Source organism: Streptococcus sp. XMC, assembly GCF_021341835.1.
Lineage (GTDB): Bacteria > Bacillota > Bacilli > Lactobacillales > Streptococcaceae > Streptococcus.
Genome location: NZ_JAJTNQ010000006.1, coordinates 68,616 through 87,286 on the forward strand (window position 1 = coordinate 68,616; position 18,671 = coordinate 87,286).

The window sequence follows — 18,671 nt, forward strand, 5'->3', positions numbered from 1 at the left end:
CTAACTGATGGAGTTTGTGATAAAATTAACATAACAAAAATAAAAAAGGAGCCTAGCTCGTTTCATACGATAATGATTCAAGTGATGTTACTTCTCGTTTTATTACCGTCTCTAATTCAACTAAGCTCTTGAGGAGGAAAACTATGAAAGCTGTTGTTGTAAATCCAGAAGGTACTGGTGTTGAAATCGTTGCAAACAAAGACGTGCGCCCATTGGAAACAGGGGAAGCGCTTGTCCAAATCGAATACTGTGGTGTCTGCCACACGGACTTGCACGTTGCTCACGGAGACTTTGGTAAAGTTCCAGGACGTGTTCTAGGACATGAAGGAATCGGAATTGTTAAAGAACTTGCTCCTGATGTCAAGAGCCTCAAAGTTGGGGATCGAGTCAGTGTCGCATGGTTCTTCGAAGGATGTGGTACTTGTGAATACTGTACTACTGGTCGCGAAACCCTTTGCCGTACTGTAAAAAATGCTGGTTACTCTGTTGATGGAGGAATGGCTGAACAATGTATCGTTACTGCAGATTACGCAGTGAAAGTACCTGAAGGTTTAGATCCAGCTCAAGCTTCTTCTATTACCTGTGCCGGGGTTACAACCTACAAAGCTATCAAAGAAGCCAAAGCTGAACCAGGACAATGGATCGTTATCTATGGAGCTGGTGGACTGGGTAACTTGGCTGTTCAATATGCCAAGAAAGTCTTCAACGCTCATGTCATCGCTATTGATATCAACAACGATAAACTCGAATTGGCTAAAGAAGTTGGGGCAGACTTTGTCATTAATGGTCGCGAAGTCGAAGATGTTCCAGGATTGATCAAAGAAAAAACAAATGGTGGAGCTCACTCTGCTGTCGTAACCGCTGTTTCTAAAGTAGCCTTCAACCAAGCTGTTGATTCAGTTCGTGCGGGTGGCCGCGTTATCGCAGTCGGACTTCCTTCTGAAATGATGGACCTCAGTATTGTAAAAACAGTATTAGATGGCATCCAAGTCATCGGTTCCCTAGTAGGAACTCGTAAAGACTTGGAAGAAGCCTTCCAATTTGGTGCAGAAGGATTGGTTGTTCCAGTTGTTCAAAAACGTCCAGTAGAAGATGCTGTCAAAGTCTTTGACGAAATGGAAGCCGGAACCATTCAAGGACGTATGGTACTTGACTTCACCAACTAATCAACTCAACCTATTAGACCAGCCCAAATGGGCTGGTCTTTTTTAGTTTCTCACAAACAGGACCTGCAATAGGTTGCTATATTTTTATTTTACCTATTAGAACCTACTACTACTCTTTTCAGAAACTTCGAATCCCCTTCGTTCCCCTCTTATCAAGGATTTTCAAATTTAATAGCCAAAGAAGTTTACCAACATCTAAAAATAGATGTTAACAATTTAATATATCAAAGAATCTATTTTTCCTTTAATTTAGTACTGAAAAATTGACTTTATTATGAAAACGTTTTATAATAAATAAGCTTAAAGTTTTCTTAAACTGAAAGTCAAACAAATTTTATAAGGAGGAATGTCAATAATGAGTATTGGTATCATTATTGCTAGCCACGGTGAATTTGCAGCTGGAATCCACCAATCCGGCTCGATGATCTTTGGGGATCAAGAGAAAGTTCAAGTGGTTACGTTCATGCCAAGTGAAGGCCCAGATGATCTCTATGCTAAATTCAATGCTGCTGTTGCCGCATTTGATGCAGAAGATGAAATCTTGGTTTTGGCTGACCTTTGGAGTGGTTCTCCATTTAACCAAGCGAGTCGTGTCATGGGGGAAAATCCCGATCGTAAATTTGCGATCATCACAGGATTAAACCTTCCGATGTTGATTCAAGCTTATACAGAGCGTTTGATGGACGCAACTGCCGGCGTTGATAAAGTCGCTGCAAACATCATAAAAGAATCTAAAGACGGAATCAAAGCTCTTCCAGAAGAATTGAATCCAGTCGAAGAAGCAAGCACTACTTCCGCTGCTCCTGTTGCCCAAGCTGCTATTCCAGAAGGAACAGTGATTGGAGATGGTAAGCTCAAGATCAACCTTGCTCGCTTAGATACTCGTCTGCTTCATGGACAAGTCGCTACTGCTTGGACTCCAGATTCAAAAGCAGATCGAATTATCGTTGCTTCAGACTCAGTTGCTAAAGATGAACTCCGTAAAGAGTTGATCAAGCAAGCAGCACCAAATGGTGTGAAAGCAAACGTTGTCCCAATTCAAAAATTGATCGACGTTGCAAAAGATCCACGCTTTGGTGAAACACATGCTTTGATCTTATTTGAAACACCTCAAGATGCCCTTCGTGCCATCGAGGGTGGTGTTCCGATTAAAACCTTGAACGTTGGATCAATGGCTCACTCAACTGGTAAAACCATGGTCAACAATGTCTTGTCGATGGACAAAGAGGATGTGGCTACATTCGAAAAAATGCGTGATCTTGGAGTGGAATTTGACGTACGAAAAGTGCCAAATGACTCTAAGAAAGATTTGTTTGACTTAATTAACAAAGCTAACGTTCAATAATCGATTACTTACGAAAGGATTTTAAACATGTCTATTATTTCTATGGTATTAGTGGTCGTTGTTGCCTTCTTAGCAGGTCTTGAAGGTATCCTTGACCAATTCCAATTCCACCAACCACTTGTTGCCTGTACCTTAATCGGTTTGGTAACAGGTAACTTGACTGCCGGTGTTATGCTCGGTGGTTCACTTCAATTTATTGCACTTGGCTGGGCAAACATTGGTGCCGCAGTTGCACCCGATGCTGCCCTTGCATCTGTCGCTGCTGCCATCATCATGGTACTTGGGGGAGACTTCAGTACAAAAGGAATCGCTGTCGCTCAAGGTGTCGCTATTCCACTTGCAGTTGCTGGTCTTTTCTTGACCATGATCGTCCGTACCCTTTCCGTTGGTTTGGTTCACACTGCCGACGCTGCTGCTAGAAAAGGGGATATCAAAGGTGTAGAACGCGCTCACTTTGTGGCCCTTCTTCTTCAAGGTCTTCGTATCGCCATTCCTGCAGCCCTTCTTTTGATGATCCCTGCTGACACTGTTAAAGGTGCTCTTGAAGCGATGCCTGCTTGGTTGTCAGACGGTATGCAAATCGGTGGTGGTATGGTCGTAGCCGTTGGTTACGCCATGGTTATCAACATGATGGCAAGCCGTGAAGTTTGGCCATTCTTTGCCATTGGTTTTGCTCTTGCTGCCGTTAGCCAATTGACCTTGATTGCTCTTGGTGCAATTGGTGTTGCCCTTGCCTTGATCTACCTTTCTCTCTCTAAGAAAGGTGGCAATGGAGGTGGCGGAGTTGCTACTTCTAATGACCCAATCGGCGATATCCTTGAAGACTATTAAGAAAGGTGTGACACTATCATGACTGAAAAATTACAATTATCTAAATCAGATCGTCAAAAAGTTTGGTGGCGTTCAACCTTCTTGCTAGGTTCTTGGAACTATGAACGGATGCAAAACTTGGGTTGGGCTTACTCATTGATCCCAGCTATCAAAAAACTTTACACGAAGAAAGAAGACCAAGCGGCTGCTCTTGAGCGTCACATGGAGTTCTTCAACACTCACCCATACGTAGCTGCTCCAATCATCGGGGTAACTCTTGCCCTTGAAGAAGAAAAAGCAAATGGTGCTGCTATTGACGATGCTGCTATCCAAGGGGTGAAAATTGGTATGATGGGGCCTTTGGCTGGTATCGGTGACCCAGTCTTCTGGTTTACAGTACGTCCGATCCTTGGTGCCCTTGGAGCATCACTTGCTGCAACTGGTAACATCCTTGGTCCACTCATCTTCTTCTTTGCTTGGAATGCTATCCGTATGTCCTTCTTGTGGTATACCCAAGAACTTGGATACAAAGCAGGTTCTGAAATTACCAAAGATATGTCTGGTGGGATCTTGCAAGACATCACTAAAGGAGCTTCCATCCTTGGAATGTTTATCCTTGCTGTCTTGGTAGAACGTTGGGTATCGATTAAATTTATCTTCAATGTTTCTTCTGTCAAATTAGACGACAAGGCTTATATCCACTGGGATAAACTTCCTGAAGGATACAAGGGAATCCAAGAAGCCTTCGCTCAAGTTGGTTCAGGCCTATCTCAAACACCTGAAAAAGTTACAACTTTCCAACAAAACTTGGATTCATTGATTCCTGGTTTGATGGGATTGCTTCTTACTTTTGCTTGTATGTGGTTGCTTAAGAAGAAAGTGTCTCCAATCACTATCATCATCGCCCTCTTTGTAATTGGTGTCTTAGCACACGTTGCAGGCTTGATGTAAACAAAGATCAAAAAAAGAAGGTTTCGGCCTTCTTTTTATTATGGTATAATGAAATGAACATTGTTACAGGAGGTTCACATGGCACAATCGCAGAATAAAACCGTTGAATTCCACACCACTGGTGTCTCTTATCTAGGTGTTGGAGGGAAGGTTGGAAAAATTTTAGTTGGAGACGTGGCTTTTGAATTTTATGCGGATGCCAATGTTGAAGACTACGTCCAAATTCCCTGGAAAGAAATCGACCAGATTGGAGCCAATGTCTCCGGGCGTAAAGTCAGTCGCCATTTTGAAATCTATACCAAGGAAAGCAAATTCCTCTTTGCTTCTAAAGACTCGGGAAAAATCTTAAAAATTGCCCGTCAACACCTTGGGAATGATAAAATTGTCAAGCTTCCCACCTTGATTCAAACCATTATTGCTAAAATTAAAAATCTATTTGCAAAATAGGTACTTTTCTTGTATAATAAACGAAAACGGATAAGTAAATTAAGGAAATCTTTCAGAAAGTCTGCGGTTGCTGTGAGCAGATAGAGGACTTAATCGAAATTCTACCGTTTATCAAAAAATTGAAGATCAAATCAAGTGCACACCTGTGAAGTTGGATGGAACCGTGGCCCTGCCACTCCAACACTGTAACAGGTGTGTTTTTTGTTAAAGGAGAAGCTATGTTAGATATTAAACGAATTCGTACAGACTTTGATACAGTTGCTGAAAAATTAGCGACACGCGGTGTTGATGCAGCCATTTTGAACGAAATGAAAGAGATTGATGCCAAGCGTCGTGATATCTTGGTCAAAGTAGAAAGCCTTAAGGCTGAGCGTAACACAGTCTCTGCTGAAATCGCTCAAGCCAAACGCAACAAGGAAAATGCAGATGATAAAATTGCTGCCATGCAAACTCTCTCTGCAGAAGTCAAAGCATTGGATGCAGAATTGGCTGAAATCGATGCCAAATTGACAGAATTTACTACAACCCTTCCAAACATCCCGGCTGACAGTGTTCCTATTGGGGCTGACGAAGACGATAATGTTGAAGTTCGCCGTTGGGGAACTCCTCGCGAGTTTAACTTCGAACCAAAAGCTCACTGGGACCTTGGTGAGGACTTAGACATCCTTGACTGGGAACGTGGTGGAAAAGTCACTGGTGCTCGCTTCCTCTTCTATAAGGGACTTGGAGCTCGCCTGGAACGTGCTATCTACAACTTTATGCTAGATGAGCACGGTAAGGAAGGCTATACCGAAGTCATCACGCCTTACATGGTTAACCACGATTCTATGTTTGGTACTGGTCAATATCCAAAATTCAAGGAAGATACTTTTGAACTCAGCGACACCAACTATGTCTTGATTCCTACAGCTGAAGTTCCGCTGACCAACTACTACCGTGATGAAATCATCGATGGCAAAGATCTCCCAATCTACTTTACGGCCATGAGCCCATCTTTCCGTTCAGAAGCTGGTTCTGCTGGTCGTGATACTCGTGGTTTGATCCGTTTGCACCAATTCCACAAGGTTGAAATGGTTAAATTTGCTAAACCTGAAGAGTCATATGAAGAATTAGAGAAAATGACAGCCAACGCTGAAAACATTCTTCAAAAACTTAATCTTCCATACCGTGTGGTAGCTCTCTCAACAGGAGATATGGGCTTCTCAGCTGCTAAGACCTATGACTTGGAAGTATGGATCCCTGCACAAAATACTTACCGTGAAATCTCAAGCTGTTCCAATACAGAAGATTTCCAAGCCCGTCGTGCCCAAATCCGTTACCGTGATGAAGCAGATGGCAAGGTGAAACTCCTTCACACCTTGAACGGTTCTGGATTGGCTGTCGGACGTACCGTCGCTGCTATTCTTGAAAACTATCAAAATGAAGATGGTTCTGTGACCATCCCAGAAGTTCTTCGTCCATACATGGGAGGCGCTGAAGTTATCTCACCAAAATAAAAACTCAAAAAAAACTGAGTCTTGCATCTGCAAGCTCAGTTTTTTTAATATTTACGAAAACGTTGGTAACGTTGCTCTAGCAGATCTTCGAGAGATAAGTCTTGTAGCTCCTTCAATTCTGCTTGGATTTCCTTCTTCACTTGAGCTAGTAATTCGCCATTAGAAAAACCATGCTCGGGAATCACCTTGTCCACAATATCCATATTTAACAACTCATGCGAAGTAATCTTCATCAATTCAGCAGCTTCCATGGCACGGCTTCCATCTTTCCATAGAATAGAAGCAAATCCTTCTGGACTCAAGACGGCATAGATGGAGTTCTCCAACATCCAGACCTTATCTGCAACACCAAGAGCTAAGGCACCACCTGATCCCCCTTCTCCGATAATAATCGCGATAATCGGAACTTTTAAGTCACTCATTTCCATGAGGTTGCGGGCAATAGCCTCACCCTGTCCCCGTTCTTCAGCACCAACACCCGGATAAGCACCTGCGGTATTGATGAAGGTTACTACTGGACGACCAAACTTCTCCGCCTGTTTCATCAAACGCAAGGCTTTTCGATATCCTTCTGGATGGGGTTGACCAAAGTTTCGACTAAGATTGTCCTGAAGATTCTTTCCTTTTTGAATCCCGACAACTGTTACCGCTTGATCTCCTAGCCAACCAATTCCACCAATGACTGCACCGTCATCTCGGAAATTCCGATCGCCATGTAATTCGATAAAGTTATCAAAAATTCCATGAGCATAATCGAGAGCTGTCAAACGTCCTTGGTCACGAGCTTCTTTAATAATTTGTGTTATTCTTGTCATTACTTCCCTCCATGAAAGGCTAACAAGTCTGCGATTGTTGAACGCATCTCACTACGTTGGACAATCACATCCACAAAGCCATGCTCCTGCAAAAATTCAGCCTTTTGGAAATTATCCGGCAACTGTTCTCTTACGGTAGACTCGATAACCCGTCGACCTGCAAATCCCACAAGGGCTTGACTCTCTGCAATGATAATATCTCCTTCCATTGCAAATGACGCTGTTACCCCCCCTGTTGTTGGGTCTGTTAGAACAGTCAGATAAAACAAGCCTGCTTTTGAGTGTCTTTGAACAGCTGCAGAGATTTTAGCCATCTGCATCAAACTGACGATTCCTTCTTGCATCCGAGCTCCACCAGAAGCTGTAAAGAGCACGACTGGGAGCTTTTCTTCTGTCGCCAATTCAAATAGTCGTGTAATCTTTTCACCGACCACAGAGCCCATAGAAGCCATGATAAAATTGGAATCCATAATACCAAGAGCCACTTTATGGCCCCCAATCTTTGCAGTTCCTGTTAAAACAGCCTCATCAAGTCCTGTCAATTCACGGACACTCGCCAATTTCTTCTTGTAGTTTGGAAACTTAAGCGGGTCCTTGGTCTCAATACCCGTAAACAGTTCAATAAAGCTTCCTGGATCAATCGTTAATTGAAGTCGCTCTACCGCAGAAATACGGAAGGTATAACCACACTTAGGACATAGACGTTCACTTCCTAGATCCTTTTGGTAAATCGTATGTTTACAGCCCGGACACTGAGAAAACAACTCATCTGGAACTTCTGGTTTCGGCTGAGGTGCTTCAATGGCCGACCGATTGGGATTAATTCGAATGTACTTATCTTTTTTAGAAAATAAAGCCATCAACTTCTCCTTACTTGGTAAAAGAACTTTGTAATTGTGCGCGTTCATTCCTTGTGAAAATGAATCTCACATTTACAAAGTTCAATGTTTATTGATTTTTCTGATAATTTGGTAAAAATTTTTCCATCAGGAAGGCGGTATCGTAATCACCAGCAATCACATTCGAATCTGAAATCAAATCCAATTGGAAATCACTGTTGGTCATTACACCGTCAATTTCCAACTCATAGAGGGCGCGTTGCATCTTCATCAAAGCATCAAAACGATTCTCTCCATGGACAATGATTTTGGCAATCATACTATCGTAGTAAGGTGGAATCGTATAGCCCGGGTAGACAGCAGAATCCACGCGCAAGCCAACTCCTCCACTTGGAAGGTAGAGATTGGTGATCTTTCCTGGGCTTGGTGCAAAGTTAAAGGCAGGATTTTCCGCATTGATCCGGCATTCAATAGCATGACCAGAAATTTGAATATCTTCTTGACGAACAGACAATTCTTGCCCAGCAGCAATCTTAATTTGCTCTTTCACGATATCAATTCCTGTGACAAATTCTGTCACGGGATGCTCAACTTGAACCCGAGTATTCATCTCCATGAAGTAAAATTCGCCTTTTCCTTCATCGTAAAGAAATTCGATTGTCCCAGCATTTTCATAGCCAACAGATTCGGCTGCGCGGACGGCAGCAGAGCCAATTTGATCTCGAATCGTCTTACCGATTGCTACGGACGGAGATTCTTCGAGAACCTTTTGGTTGTTTCTCTGAAGCGAACAATCCCGCTCACCTAAATGAACCACATGTCCAAACTGGTCAGCCAAGATTTGAACCTCAATATGACGAGCCGGGTAGATGACGCGCTCTAGGTACATAGCTCCATTACCAAAGGCCGCCTTAGCTTCTGTCGAAGCAGATTCAAAAGCAGGAACTAGGTCTTCTGCCCGCTCTACTTTACGGATTCCTTTACCGCCACCTCCAGCTGATGCCTTCAGCATAACAGGATAGCCAATCCGATCGGCAACTTCCAAGGCTTCTTCTGCTGTATGAACTTCACCATCTGATCCTGGAATAACAGGCACACCTGCTTTGATCATTTGTGCCCGGGCATTAATTTTATCACCCATCATATCCATAACAGATCCTGATGGTCCAATAAACTTAATTCCGACTTCTTCACACATGGTGGCAAACTTCGAATTTTCACTCAAAAATCCAAATCCTGGGTGAATAGCTTCTGATCCAGTCAAAACAGCTGCAGATAAAACAGCATTCATGTTCAAATAAGAATCGGTTGACTTGGCAGGCCCAATACAAACTGCTTCATCCGCTAGTAAGGTATGCAAGGCTTCCTTATCAGCCGTTGAATAGACAGCGACTGTTTCAATTCCTAATTCGCGAGCAGCTCGAATAATCCGGACTGCAATTTCACCACGATTCGCGATTAAAATTTTTCGGAACATAGAAACCTCCCTAGTTACCAATTGCAAATGTTAAGGTCCCGCTAGCAGCTAATTTCCCATCGACTTCCGCTTTTGCTTCCACGACCGCAATCGAACCACGACGCTTGACAAAGGTAGCCGTCATCACGAGCTGATCTCCCGGAACGACTTGTTTTTTAAATTTAACCTTATCCATTCCAGCATAAAAGACTAATTTCCCTTTATTTTCTGGTTTGGATAACTCTAAGACACCGGCAGTTTGTGCCAAAGCTTCCATAATGAGAACACCTGGCATAACTGGGTAGCTTGGAAAGTGCCCATTAAAGAAAGGCTCATTGATCGTCACATTCTTGATGGCTACAATCGTATCCTCACTTGTTTCAAGGACTCGATCCACCAATAACATAGGGTAACGGTGTGGAAGAGCTTCTTTAATAGCTTGAATATCGATCATTTAATCCGTACCAATCCTTTCCCAAACTCGACCATTTCTTCATTTGAAACAAGGATTTCAGTGACGATTCCATCTCTTGGCGCTGGAACTTCATTCATGACTTTCATTGCTTCAATAATCAATAAAGTTTGGCCTTTTGAAACGCTATCTCCAACCTGAACAAAAGCTGGTTTATCTGGACCTGAAGCTAAATAAGCTACACCGACAAGAGGACTTTCAACTACTTCCCCTTCTGCTGCTACTGTTGGAGCAACTTCTGGAGCTGACGGAGCAGCTGGTTCTTCTGCGAGAACAACAGGGCTTTCAACAGCGGGCGCCACTTCCTGAACTACAGGAGCTGGAGTAGCAGGTTGCGAGCTAGCTACACTGCCAGTATTTTTACTAAATGATAGCACATCCGTTGCATTTTGATAGCTAAATTCACGAAGACTGGATTGGTCAAATTGACTCATTAGGTCTTTAATTTCTTGAATATTCACTTTATCCCTCCCAACGTTTAAAGGCTAAGACAGCATTGTGTCCTCCAAATCCAAATGTATTGGAAATAGCATAGGAAATCGGACGTTCTTGCCCTTCACCAAAGATAACATTGGCTTCAATATAATCTGATAACTCTTGTGTTCCAGCAGTTTTTGGAACATATTGATGGCGAATTGCTTCAATTGTCGCAATAGCTTCAACTGCCCCTGCTGCTCCCAAGAGGTGACCTGTAAATGATTTTGTAGAAGATACTGGAACTTCTGTCCCAAATACAGAAACGATTGCACCACTTTCTCCTTTTTCATTTGCTGGAGTAGAGGTACCGTGGGCGTTGACATAATCGACTTGAGCTGGTTCAATTTCTGCCTCATCCAAAGCCAACTTCATTGCCTTGATAGCACCTTGACCTTCTGGATGTGGAGAAGTCATATGGTAAGCATCACAGGTATTACCGTAGCCCACGACTTCAGCAAGAATGGTTGCACCACGTTTTTCAGCGTGTTCCAAACTTTCAAGTACCAACATTCCTGATCCTTCACCCATTACAAATCCATTCCGATCTTTATCAAATGGAATAGAAGCACGAGTTGGATCTTCTGTTGTTGAAAGAGCTGTCAAGGCTTGGAAACCGGCGATTGCAAATGGTGTAATAGAAGCTTCTGAACCACCTACCAACATCAAATCTTGGAAACCAAATTTAATGGCACGGAAAGCATCCCCAATCGCATCATTGGAAGAGGCACAAGCCGTATTGATCGATTTACAAATTCCATTAGCTCCAAAACGCATAGCAACATTACCAGATGCCATATTTGGCAGAGCTTTTGGAAGAGTCATTGGTTTGACACGTTTTGGCCCTTTTTCATGCAAACGAATCACTTGATCTTCGATTTCTTTGATACCACCGATACCAGAAGCAACAATGACACCAAAACGATCTTTATCAATAGCTTCTACGTCTAAACCTGCATGATTAACAGCTTCTTGAGCTGCATACAAGGCATATAAAGAGTAGTTATCAAAGCGGTTTGTATCTTTTTTGATAAAGTATTTATCAAATGGGAAATCTTGTATTTCAGCTGCATTATGAACAGCAAAGTCACTGTGGTCAAATTTTGTAATCGGACCAATTCCAATTTTTCCTTCTTTTAAGCTATTCCAAAATTCTTCTAGAGTGTTTCCGATTGGAGATGTCAAGCCATAGCCTGTTACAACAACACGATTTAATTTCATTTCAAAACCTACCTCTTTTTATTGCATGGTTAAGCCACCATCAATTGCGATGACTTGCCCTGTTAGATATTCTTGAGTCGCAAGAAAGACTGCAACATCTGCTACTTCTTCTGTATTTCCAAATCGTTTCATTGGAATTTGAGCGAGAGACATTTCTTTAATTTTTTCCGGAAGTCCTTCTGTCATATCAGACTCAATGAAACCCGGCGCAATGACATTGACTCGGACATTTCTACCAGCTACTTCACGCGCTACCGATTTAGAAAAACCAATCAAACCAGCTTTTGAGGCTGCATAGTTAGCTTGTCCAACATTTCCGGTTAGACCGACAACACTCGACATGTTAATGATAGCACCTTCACGCGCCTTGGTCATCGGCTTTAAGACTGATTGTGTCATATTAAAAGCACCAGTCAAATTCACCTTCAAGACTTGCTCAAAATCTTCTTCCGTCAATTTTAACATGAGCTTATCATTGGTAATCCCAGCATTGTTAACAAGGATGTCTACTGAGCCAAGTGCTTCAATCGCTTCCGCGACCATTCGTTTCGCTTCCGTAGCTTGGGATACATCCCCAGTAATGCCAACTACCTTCACACCGTATGAGGCAAATTCATCCACTAGACCTGCAGGGAGCTCTCCACGACTATTTAAGATAATGTTGGCACCTTTTGACGCAAATTTATGCGCAATAGCCAATCCAATGCCTCGACTTGAGCCAGTAACAAATACATTTTTATTCTTTAGTTCCATAGTCACCTCATCTTATTCGTTCAGTAGGGCATCAAGGCTAGCTTGATCCTCCACATTTTTCGTTGGAAGAGTTTTATCAATTTTTTTCAAGAAACCAGTCAAAACCTTACCTGGACCAATTTCAATCATTTCATCTACTCCAAACTCTTGAATCGTTGCAATCGAATCATAGAAACGAACAGGCTCCATCACCTGGCGAGCTAATAAAGCTTTGATTTCGTCTGATTTCATGATCTTTGCTTCTGTATTCCCAACCAAAGGCAAGCTAAAGTCCTTAAAAGTAACTTTTTCAAGTTCAGTCGCCAGTTTTTCACTAGCAGAAGCAAGTAAGGCCGTATGGAAGGGACCAGAGACATTTAGAGGAATCAACCGTTTTGCCCCTGCTTCTTGTAAGAGTTCAACTGCATAATCCACAGCTTCAACCTCTCCACCAATCACAATTTGGGCAGGAGTATTGTAGTTAGCTGGTGTTACAACTCCCTTTTCAGAAGCCTGTTGACAGATTTCTTCAATCAAGGCAGGATCAGTATTCATGACAGCTACCATCTTCCCGCTTCCAGCAGGCGCAGCTGTTTCCATAAATTCACCCCGCTTGGCTACCAAAGCGACTGCTTCTTCAAAAGAAAGAGCACCTGCAGCAACCAAAGCAGAATATTCTCCTAGAGAAAGACCGGCAACAATATCCGGTGTAATGCCCTTTTCTGCTAATAGACGATAAATAGCTACTGAAGTTGTCAAAATAGCCGGTTGAGTAAAGCGTGTTTGATTGAGCTTGTCTTCATCAGAATCAATCAATTCTCGTAAATCATAGCCCAAAATCTGACTTGCAGTATCAAATGTCTCCTTAACAATCGGATAAGTTGCATACAAGTCACTAGCCATCCCCAATTTTTGGGCACCTTGACCAGCAAATAAGAAAGCACGTTTGGTCACTGTTCTCTTCCTTTCCTTTACTTGTTAGAATTTGACATCTGCCCAGCGAGCTGCTTCTTTCTGAATGACCTTAGCAGCTCCAAGATAAATATCTTCCAAGATTTCAGCACAGGTTTCTTCTTTACTTACGAGACCTGCAATTTGTCCTGCCATCACAGATCCATTATCAACGTCTCCGTCAACAACAGCATTGCGAAGAGCACCTGCTCCCAATTCTTCAATTTCTTCTTGAGTCTTCTTACCTGCCAAGAAATCTTTTTCAGCTTGGTTATAAGCAGAAGCCAATTTATTCTTAATCGCACGAACTGGGTGGCCAACAACTGATGCAGACACCACTGTATCAATGTCCTTAGCTTTCAAGATTTTATTCTTAAAGTTTTGGTGAGCATTTGATTCTTTAGCAACGACAAATCGTGTTCCCACTTGAACAGCATCTGCTCCAAGCATGAAGACTGCAGCCGCTCCTGCACCATCTGCAACACCACCAGCACCGATAACTGGAATAGAGACCGCTTCAACCACTTGGCGAACCAAGGTCATGGTAGTCAATTTACCAATATGCCCACCTGCTTCCATTCCTTCAGCAATCACAGCATCCGCACCTAGTTTTTCCATCCGTTTTGCTAAAGCTACTGAAGGTACAACCGGAATAACGGTAATGCCTGCTTCATGGAAACGATCCATGTATTTTCCAGGATTCCCTGCACCAGTGGTAACAACTTTAACCCCTTCTTCGATAACCAAGTCAACGATGTCATCTGCAAAAGGAGAAAGGAGCATGATATTCACTCCAAAAGGTTTGTCAGTAATGGATTTGACACGATCAATATTCGCTTTGACAACTTCTTTAGGTGCATTTCCTCCACCGATGATCCCAAGACCACCTGCATTGGATACAGCTCCAGCAAGATCTCCATCTGCTACCCAAGCCATACCACCTTGGAAAATTGGATATTTAATGTTTAATAATTCAGTAATTCGTGTTTGCATAATACCTTCCTCGTTTTCGCTTAAGTAATAGTTTGAAAGCGGTTCTTTGCTTTGAGCGTCAAACTATTACCTAAACAAGAGAGAATATCTTTCGATACTCTCATCCATTATTATTTAGTTTTTTCTTCTACGTAAGCTACAAGATCACCTACAGTAGACAATCCTTCTTCAGTTTCAATTTGGATGTCGAATGCATCTTCAATTTCTGAAATCACTTGGAACAAATCCAATGAATCAGCTTCAAGATCTTCAAAAGTAGACTCAAGTGTTACTTCTGATGGTTCTTTACCAAGTTCTTCAACGATAATTTCTTGTACTTTTTCAAATACTGCCATGATTGGCCTCCTTAAAATAATAAAAAATTTTTAAAATGTGTTACCACATGTTTAACTAGATTGTAACAAGAAGTGAGCCCCATGTCAAACCTCCACCAAATCCTGACAGAAGAATTATTTGACTTCCATCCAATTTGATTAGTCCTTGGTCGACACACTCCGATAATAAAATTGGAATACTTGCAGCACTAGTGTTGCCATATTCCATCATATTTGCAGGAAGTTTTTCCCGATCAACCCCGATTTTCTTAGCCATTTTATCTAAGATACGGTCATTTGCCTGGTGCAAGAGGAAATAGTCAATTTCATCAACAGCTACTGGAGCATCTGCCAACATATGTTTAATACTCTTAGCTACATCCCGAATAGCAAAATCAAAGACTGCTCTTCCATCCATTGATAAATATTTTTTATCTTCTTCCTTATCAGAATATGGTGAAGATAAACCAACAGATGATGATTGAAGAACCTCTCCACGAGAACCATCAGAAAATAAACTTTCTGCTAAAAAAGTTTGTTGTTCGGAAGCTTCCAATAAAACACCGCCAGCACCATCCCCAAATAGGACCGCTGTTGTCCGATCTTCCCAATCAATCACTTTCGATAAGGTTTCACTTCCGATAACGATTCCTCGCTTGTACTGGTCAGAACGAAGCAACTTTTCAGCAGTTGCAAGCGCAAAGACAAATCCACTACAAGCAGCTGTCAAATCAAAGACGAAAGCTATAGAGGCGCCAATTTTAGCTTGAACGCGAGCAGCTGTAGACGGCATCATGGAATCGGGCGAAATCGTTGCAACAATGATAAAATCCAACTGATCCGCTTGTAAACCACTTTTTTCAAGCAAGCGACGAGCCACTTCCGTAGCTAAGTCGCTGGTTGATTCTGATTGAGAAATATGACGCTTGCGAATTCCTGTCCGACTAGCAATCCACTCATCGCTGGTATCCATCCGTTCAGAAAGATCCTGATTAGAAATCACTTGGCTTGGCGCATAATGGGCTACCTGACTAATTTTTGCAAAAGTCATTATTTCAACTCCTCCAAGAAACGATAAAGGTTCTGCAACCCTTTTTGCATCACTTTCCGTTCATCTGGAGACATCCCAGCAATAATTTGATTGACCATCCGCTTGTGAAATTGTTGGTGAAGCCGATACAAGAGCTTGCCTCTTTTGGTCAAACTCAAATGGACAACCCGACGATCGACTTCAGATCTGGTTCGTTCAATATAACCTTTTCGTTCAAGATTATTTAAACTGGTAGTGACTGTACCTAACGTTACCATTAACGAACGCGAAATATCACTTGGAGTTGCGTTTGGTGTTGAGCCGATAACATCAATGGTGTGCATTTCCTTGATGGAAACATCATTAAATCGACTGCTACGTAAACTAGTTTCTTCGATGACTAATACGTTGTTAAAAATAGATGTAAGGTAATCATTGACTAGTTGAAAATTCAAAAACCACACCTCCTATTCATTACTTTGATAATCGAATTTTATCAAAAATCAAACCAAATAGCAAGCCTCAGCAACAAAAACATAAAAATTTTACGTTTTTATTTTCCTTGGAATTTTGGGCGCCGACGCTCTGAATAGGCAATAACTCCCTCTTTAAAGTCTTCCTTGAGAGAAAGATTTCTCTGCAATCGCAACTCAATTTCAGCATAACGATCCCAGTCAGTCAGCATGCTAGACCAAGCCAACTCTTTAATGGCAGCAAAAGAATTATCTGAGCTACGTCTTAACTTCATGAGTAGTTGGTTGACAGTCTTGTCTAATTTTTCTACTTCAGAAACCTTGTACACAACGCCATATTCCAGAGCCTTTTCAGCACCTAATGGTTCACCAGTCATTGCTAACTGAGTTGCTCTAGTCAAACCAATGGCTCTTCCTAAAAGGAATAGACCACCGGCATCAGGAGCCAAACCGACTCCAACAAAGGCTTGAATAAACTTCGCTTTATCAGAAGCAATACAAAAGTCCGCCGCTACTGCCATATTAGCAGTTGCTCCTGCAACTGCACCATCTGCAACCATAATCACAGGTTTTGGAATTTGCTTCATTTTTTTAGAGATTTGATTGACCAATTCCGCAATTTGCGTTAAAGAATCGATATCATCAGCATCAACAGCCCGTTTCATCTCAGCTAAATCACCACCAACTGAAAAAACCTTGCCGACTGCTTTAAATAAAATAAAACGAACATCAGGATTCTTCTCAGCTAATTCTAATGCTTCAAGGATTTCCTGACACATTGGAATGTTAAAACCATTTGAAACTTCTGGTCTATTTAAAATAATAGATGCGAGATCCTCTTCTACAGAATAAATAATCGTTTCGAACACCATAAGCCACCTCTTTACTAATTCGCTATTCAAATTGTTTGATAGTTGAACTTATTTATTTTTATATTATTTTAGCACAACTACTTTGAGAAGTAAATTACATTTTCATAACAAAGTGTCTCACCCGAAAGACTCGCTTGATAACAGTACTTTTTTAGATTGTAACCAAGCTCTATCTTTGGTATAATTTAAAGAAAGTTGTGTAAAGGAGTCCACATGAAAGTAGTTAAATTTGGTGGTAGTTCATTAGCATCTGCTACCCAGTTAGAAAAAGTATTCAATATCGTTAAAGAAGATGAAGCCCGTCAATACGTGGTCGTTTCTGCTCCAGGGAAACGCAATGCGGAGGACACAAAAGTCACAGATGCCCTCATCAAGTATTTTAAAGAATATACCAACGGAAAAGATACGAACCAAAGTCAAGAATGGATTATCAATCGCTATCGATCTATTACAGAGGAGTTAGACTTAGACGAGAAAATTATCGAAGACATTGCAAGAGATATCAAATCCCTTGCAACATTGTCCAAGTCCGACAATACTTTCTTATATGATACCTTCTTAGCTGCTGGAGAAAACAACAATGCTAAACTTATTGCAGCTTACTTTGTTAAAAAGGGTTTAGAAGCAAAATATATTCATCCAAAAGATGCAGGTATCTTTGTAACAAGCGAACCTTGCAATGCTCGCATTCTTCCTTCTAGTTATGACAAGATTGAAGAACTGAGAAATCATAATGAAATTTTAGTGATCCCTGGATTCTTTGGAATTACTAAAGAAGGCCAAGTCTGTACTTTTTCAAGAGGTGGTTCTGATATCACAGGATCTATTATTGCTGCGGGAGTTAAAGCAGATCTTTACGAGAACTTTACAGACGTCGATGGTATTTTTGCAGCTCACCCAGGCATTATCAAACAGCCACATTCTATTCCAGAATTAACCTATAAAGAGATGCGGGAATTAGCCTATGCTGGCTTTAGTGTCCTTCATGATGAAGCACTTGTTCCTGCATATCGTGGAAAGATTCCAATGGTGATCAAGAACACCAACAATCCAAAACATCCAGGTACGAAGATTGTGCTGAACCATACTGATGAAAATGTTAAAGTTGTTGGAATTGCAGGAGATTCGGGATTTGTCAGCATTAATACCACCAAATACCTAATGAATAGAGAAGTAGGTTTTGGTAGAAAATTATTACAGATTTTAGAAGATTTGAACATCAGTTGGGATCACATGCCAACAGGAATTGACGACTTATCTGTCATTCTCCGTTCAAAAGAATTAACCCCAATTAAAGAACAAGAAATTTTAAAACATTTAATCCAAGATTTACAAGTGGACCATGCCGAAATTGAGCATGATCTTTCCATCATTATGATTGTCGGAGAGAATATGAAAAATCAAATCGGTGTAACAGCTACAGCCACAAAGGCTTTATCCGAAAATAACATCAATATCCAAATGATTTCTCAAGGATCCAGCGAAGTTTCCATCATGTTCGTCGTCAATCAAGAACAAGAAAAACAGGCTATTAAAGCTCTATACGATGTTTTCTTTAACTAACAAAAAAAGGTTCGAAAGAACCTTTTTTTAATTAATTAATAAAAGAGAAATAAAAAACCCTTTCGGGTACTGACTCCGCCAGTAGGACTCGAACCTACGACATCATGATTAACAGTCATGCGCTACTACCAACTGAGCTATGGCGGAAAAAAGCTAAGCGACTACCATATCTCACAGGGGGCAACCCCCAACTACTTCCGGCGTTCTAGGGCTTAACTTCTGTGTTCGGCATGGGTACAGGTGTATCTCCT

At 41.6% G+C, this 18,671-nt stretch carries 20 protein-coding genes, 1 tRNA gene and 1 rRNA gene; 7 read left to right on the forward strand and 15 right to left on the reverse strand.

Annotated elements, in window-relative coordinates:
• The first annotated feature begins 143 nt into the window (after window positions 1–143).
• The 6 genes from adhP (at window position 144) to serS (ending at window position 6,215) form a co-directional block, all read left to right on the forward strand.
• Entirely contained in the window at window positions 144–1,166 is a 1,023-nt protein-coding gene (gene adhP / locus LXO72_RS09465; protein WP_048688797.1) for an alcohol dehydrogenase AdhP, read from the forward strand.
• A gap of 355 nt (window positions 1,167–1,521) precedes the next feature.
• Entirely contained in the window at window positions 1,522–2,511 is a 990-nt protein-coding gene (locus LXO72_RS09470; protein ID WP_233332384.1) for a PTS sugar transporter subunit IIB, read from the forward strand.
• A gap of 27 nt (window positions 2,512–2,538) precedes the next feature.
• Complete coding sequence (locus tag LXO72_RS09475) at window positions 2,539–3,342, forward strand: PTS mannose/fructose/sorbose transporter subunit IIC (RefSeq protein ID WP_233332387.1); 804 nt, start codon at window positions 2,539–2,541, stop codon at window positions 3,340–3,342.
• Between the two features lie 18 nt (window positions 3,343–3,360).
• Window positions 3,361–4,272: a PTS system mannose/fructose/sorbose family transporter subunit IID gene (locus LXO72_RS09480; protein ID WP_233332388.1), complete on the forward strand. Its 912-nt coding sequence runs from the start codon at window positions 3,361–3,363 to the stop codon at window positions 4,270–4,272.
• Between the two features lie 78 nt (window positions 4,273–4,350).
• Window positions 4,351–4,719: a DUF956 family protein gene (locus LXO72_RS09485; RefSeq protein ID WP_233332391.1), complete on the forward strand. Its 369-nt coding sequence runs from the start codon at window positions 4,351–4,353 to the stop codon at window positions 4,717–4,719.
• Window positions 4,720–4,937: 218 nt separating this feature from the next.
• Window positions 4,938–6,215: a serine--tRNA ligase gene (gene serS / locus LXO72_RS09490; RefSeq protein WP_233332393.1), complete on the forward strand. Its 1,278-nt coding sequence runs from the start codon at window positions 4,938–4,940 to the stop codon at window positions 6,213–6,215.
• 44 nt (window positions 6,216–6,259) lie between these two features.
• On the opposite strand, the gene LXO72_RS09495 is transcribed toward serS, so the two are convergent.
• From LXO72_RS09495 to LXO72_RS09555, 13 genes are all read right to left on the reverse strand, one after another.
• Window positions 6,260–7,030, reverse strand: a complete 771-nt coding sequence (locus LXO72_RS09495; RefSeq protein ID WP_233332394.1) for an acetyl-CoA carboxylase carboxyl transferase subunit alpha — start codon at window positions 7,028–7,030, stop codon at window positions 6,260–6,262.
• Window positions 7,030–7,890: an acetyl-CoA carboxylase, carboxyltransferase subunit beta gene (accD, locus tag LXO72_RS09500; RefSeq protein ID WP_233332396.1), complete on the reverse strand. Its 861-nt coding sequence runs from the start codon at window positions 7,888–7,890 to the stop codon at window positions 7,030–7,032. Before accD ends, LXO72_RS09495 begins: the two co-directional genes overlap by 1 nt.
• Window positions 7,891–7,978: 88 nt before the next feature.
• Complete coding sequence (locus LXO72_RS09505; RefSeq protein WP_195612062.1) at window positions 7,979–9,346, reverse strand: acetyl-CoA carboxylase biotin carboxylase subunit; 1,368 nt, start codon at window positions 9,344–9,346, stop codon at window positions 7,979–7,981.
• Window positions 9,347–9,356: 10 nt separating this feature from the next.
• Window positions 9,357–9,779, reverse strand: a complete 423-nt coding sequence (gene fabZ / locus LXO72_RS09510) for a 3-hydroxyacyl-ACP dehydratase FabZ (RefSeq protein ID WP_006596902.1) — start codon at window positions 9,777–9,779, stop codon at window positions 9,357–9,359.
• Window positions 9,776–10,258: an acetyl-CoA carboxylase biotin carboxyl carrier protein gene (gene accB, locus LXO72_RS09515; RefSeq protein ID WP_023027706.1), complete on the reverse strand. Its 483-nt coding sequence runs from the start codon at window positions 10,256–10,258 to the stop codon at window positions 9,776–9,778. The genes fabZ and accB overlap by 4 nt, the downstream gene beginning before the upstream one ends.
• 1 nt (window position 10,259) lies before the next feature.
• Window positions 10,260–11,492, reverse strand: a complete 1,233-nt coding sequence (gene fabF, locus LXO72_RS09520) for a beta-ketoacyl-ACP synthase II (RefSeq protein ID WP_233332404.1) — start codon at window positions 11,490–11,492, stop codon at window positions 10,260–10,262.
• An 18-nt stretch (window positions 11,493–11,510) separates the two neighbouring features.
• Window positions 11,511–12,245: a 3-oxoacyl-[acyl-carrier-protein] reductase gene (gene fabG / locus LXO72_RS09525; protein WP_233332406.1), complete on the reverse strand. Its 735-nt coding sequence runs from the start codon at window positions 12,243–12,245 to the stop codon at window positions 11,511–11,513.
• Between the two features lie 12 nt (window positions 12,246–12,257).
• Window positions 12,258–13,178: an ACP S-malonyltransferase gene (gene fabD / locus LXO72_RS09530; RefSeq protein ID WP_233332407.1), complete on the reverse strand. Its 921-nt coding sequence runs from the start codon at window positions 13,176–13,178 to the stop codon at window positions 12,258–12,260.
• Window positions 13,179–13,202: 24 nt separating this feature from the next.
• Window positions 13,203–14,168 carry an enoyl-[acyl-carrier-protein] reductase FabK gene (fabK, locus tag LXO72_RS09535; protein ID WP_048688761.1) on the reverse strand — a complete coding sequence of 322 codons (966 nt, stop codon included), beginning with the start codon at window positions 14,166–14,168 and terminating at the stop codon, window positions 13,203–13,205.
• Between the two features lie 110 nt (window positions 14,169–14,278).
• Window positions 14,279–14,503, reverse strand: coding sequence for an acyl carrier protein (locus LXO72_RS09540; RefSeq protein WP_003003892.1), 225 nt, complete (start codon window positions 14,501–14,503; stop codon window positions 14,279–14,281).
• A gap of 55 nt (window positions 14,504–14,558) precedes the next feature.
• Complete coding sequence (locus LXO72_RS09545; protein ID WP_233332410.1) at window positions 14,559–15,533, reverse strand: beta-ketoacyl-ACP synthase III; 975 nt, start codon at window positions 15,531–15,533, stop codon at window positions 14,559–14,561.
• On the reverse strand, window positions 15,533–15,967 hold the full coding sequence (gene fabT, locus LXO72_RS09550; RefSeq protein ID WP_233332412.1) for a fatty acid biosynthesis transcriptional regulator FabT: 435 nt from the start codon (window positions 15,965–15,967) through the stop codon (window positions 15,533–15,535). Before fabT ends, LXO72_RS09545 begins: the two co-directional genes overlap by 1 nt.
• A 98-nt stretch (window positions 15,968–16,065) precedes the next feature.
• Window positions 16,066–16,857: an enoyl-CoA hydratase gene (locus LXO72_RS09555; protein WP_233332415.1), complete on the reverse strand. Its 792-nt coding sequence runs from the start codon at window positions 16,855–16,857 to the stop codon at window positions 16,066–16,068.
• Between the two features lie 213 nt (window positions 16,858–17,070).
• Between LXO72_RS09555 and LXO72_RS09560 the strand changes: the two genes are divergently transcribed.
• Window positions 17,071–18,420, forward strand: a complete 1,350-nt coding sequence (locus LXO72_RS09560; protein ID WP_233332417.1) for an aspartate kinase — start codon at window positions 17,071–17,073, stop codon at window positions 18,418–18,420.
• A gap of 73 nt (window positions 18,421–18,493) precedes the next feature.
• On the opposite strand, the gene LXO72_RS09565 is transcribed toward LXO72_RS09560, so the two are convergent.
• Both LXO72_RS09565 and rrf read right to left on the reverse strand, forming a co-directional pair.
• Window positions 18,494–18,567, reverse strand: a tRNA-Asn gene (locus LXO72_RS09565).
• A 5-nt stretch (window positions 18,568–18,572) separates the two neighbouring features.
• Window positions 18,573–18,671, reverse strand: a 5S ribosomal RNA gene (rrf, locus tag LXO72_RS09570); the annotation flags it as partial.

Excerpts from the sequence above, each read along its gene's own strand:
- serS (WP_233332393.1), top strand. The coding sequence starts at position 4,938 with ATGTTAGATATTAAACGAATTCGTACAGACTTTGATACAGTTGCTGAA.
- LXO72_RS09555 (WP_233332415.1), bottom strand. The coding sequence starts at position 16,857 with ATGGTGTTCGAAACGATTATTTATTCTGTAGAAGAGGATCTCGCATCT.
- adhP (WP_048688797.1), top strand. The coding sequence starts at position 144 with ATGAAAGCTGTTGTTGTAAATCCAGAAGGTACTGGTGTTGAAATCGTT.
- LXO72_RS09560 (WP_233332417.1), top strand. The coding sequence starts at position 17,071 with ATGAAAGTAGTTAAATTTGGTGGTAGTTCATTAGCATCTGCTACCCAG.
- LXO72_RS09470 (WP_233332384.1), top strand. The coding sequence starts at position 1,522 with ATGAGTATTGGTATCATTATTGCTAGCCACGGTGAATTTGCAGCTGGA.
- fabK (WP_048688761.1), bottom strand. The coding sequence starts at position 14,168 with ATGCAAACACGAATTACTGAATTATTAAACATTAAATATCCAATTTTC.
- fabF (WP_233332404.1), bottom strand. The coding sequence starts at position 11,492 with ATGAAATTAAATCGTGTTGTTGTAACAGGCTATGGCTTGACATCTCCA.
- LXO72_RS09505 (WP_195612062.1), bottom strand. The coding sequence starts at position 9,346 with ATGTTCCGAAAAATTTTAATCGCGAATCGTGGTGAAATTGCAGTCCGG.
- accD (WP_233332396.1), bottom strand. The coding sequence starts at position 7,890 with ATGGCTTTATTTTCTAAAAAAGATAAGTACATTCGAATTAATCCCAAT.
- fabZ (WP_006596902.1), bottom strand. The coding sequence starts at position 9,779 with ATGATCGATATTCAAGCTATTAAAGAAGCTCTTCCACACCGTTACCCT.
- LXO72_RS09475 (WP_233332387.1), top strand. The coding sequence starts at position 2,539 with ATGTCTATTATTTCTATGGTATTAGTGGTCGTTGTTGCCTTCTTAGCA.
- fabG (WP_233332406.1), bottom strand. The coding sequence starts at position 12,245 with ATGGAACTAAAGAATAAAAATGTATTTGTTACTGGCTCAAGTCGAGGC.
- LXO72_RS09485 (WP_233332391.1), top strand. The coding sequence starts at position 4,351 with ATGGCACAATCGCAGAATAAAACCGTTGAATTCCACACCACTGGTGTC.
- LXO72_RS09540 (WP_003003892.1), bottom strand. The coding sequence starts at position 14,503 with ATGGCAGTATTTGAAAAAGTACAAGAAATTATCGTTGAAGAACTTGGT.
- LXO72_RS09545 (WP_233332410.1), bottom strand. The coding sequence starts at position 15,533 with ATGACTTTTGCAAAAATTAGTCAGGTAGCCCATTATGCGCCAAGCCAA.
- LXO72_RS09480 (WP_233332388.1), top strand. The coding sequence starts at position 3,361 with ATGACTGAAAAATTACAATTATCTAAATCAGATCGTCAAAAAGTTTGG.
- LXO72_RS09495 (WP_233332394.1), bottom strand. The coding sequence starts at position 7,030 with ATGACAAGAATAACACAAATTATTAAAGAAGCTCGTGACCAAGGACGT.